Origin of the sequence: Sphingobium sp. D43FB, from assembly GCF_002312805.1 — a bacterium.
In the GTDB taxonomy this organism is placed as follows: Bacteria; Pseudomonadota; Alphaproteobacteria; order Sphingomonadales; family Sphingomonadaceae; genus Sphingobium.
On sequence record NZ_NMUA01000128.1, the window covers coordinates 1 to 1,321 of the forward strand.

Annotated in this window: 1 protein-coding gene and 1 other annotated feature; the gene reads right to left on the reverse strand. The window is 60.4% G+C overall.

The genetic code is table 11. The features are described 5' to 3' along the window. Positions 1-39 precede the first annotated feature (39 nt). Positions 40-1,268 (reverse strand): IS3 family transposase gene (locus SxD43FB_RS23600; RefSeq protein ID WP_096064161.1). Its coding sequence is split into 2 segments (ribosomal slippage): positions 40-980 and positions 980-1,268, totalling 1,230 coding nucleotides; the frame shifts between segments, so codons are not numbered across the junction. Further along, positions 873-987, reverse strand: a sequence feature (AL1L pseudoknot). (Overlaps the previous gene by 115 nt.) Positions 1,269-1,321: the final 53 nt, after the last annotated feature.

Sequence of the window (1,321 nt, forward strand, 5' to 3'; positions counted from 1 at the left end):
TGAAGCGCCCCGGGTTTTCAGGAGGCAGTTTTCATTTGGCTATGCAGCCATATCGAGGTTCTCGAGGGCTGCATAGTAATTGTCTTCGGCCTCAGCGGGCGGGATGTGCCCGATAGGGCCGAAGAGCCGGTGATTATTGTACCAATCGACCCAGCGCAGCGTTGCCATTTCCACGGCCGAAACGCTTGGCCATGATCGCTGCCGCCAGATGACCTCGGCCTTGTAAAGGCCGTTGATCGTCTCGGCTAAGGCGTTGTCGTAGGAATCACCTACGCTACCGACCGAGGGGACGAGTTTGGCCTCGGCCAAGCGCTGGGTATAGTTCATCGCAAGATATTGAACTCCCCTATCGCTATGGTGGATCAGTCCATCATCGGGATCTGGCCTGCGGGCATGAATCGCCTGCTCCAGGGCATCCAGAACGAAGCTGGCAGTGGCTGACGTGCTGACCTTCCATCCGACAATCCGCCGGGCAAAAGCATCAATCACGAAGGCGACATAGACGAAGCCTGCCCAAGTATGCACGTAGGTGAAATCGACGACCCACAGGGCGTTTGGCCGGCTGACGCGAAATGCCCGATTGACCTTGTCCAGCGGACACGGCGCCTTCGGGTTGCTGATGGTGGTGATCGTCTTCTTCCCACGACGGACGCCTGCCAGCCCCATGGCGCGCATTAATCGTTCCACCGTGCATTTCGCCACCATGATGCCTTCACGCCGCATCTGGTGCCAGACCTTGCGTGCGCCATAGAGACCGAAGCTGGCCTCATGGACCCGCTTGATCTGCTCCCTGATCTCGTCATCACGCTGCGCACGTGCTGGACGCCTGCCGGGATCGGCACTACGCGCGGCGTGTTCATGGTAGGAGGATGGGGCGATTGCCAGTTCCCGGCAGATCGGCTCGATACCCAAATCCTCGCGATGGACGTCGATGAACGCCATCATCATCTCCCGGGGCGGTCGAGCTCCGCCATCGCAAAATACGCAGATGCCTTGCGCAAAATCTCGTTGGCCCGGCGTAGTTCCTTCACTTCGCGCTCCAGCAATCTCAGGCGTTCCCGGTCATCCGCCGCCAGCGCCGCTGGCCCCGCTCGTCGGCTCGCCTCCTCGCGGCACCACCGGCGCAGCGTCTCCAGCGAGCAGCCGATCTTCGCCGCGATCGACTTCATCACTTCCCATTCCGAGCCGTACTCGGCCCGCTGCTCCACCACCATACGAACCGCCCGCTCGCGGACTTCAGGTGAAAATTTGTTGGTTGTCTTGCTCATAACGGATGCTCCTTCTCACAAGTTGGAGCCTCCTGGAAACCCGGGGCGCTTCA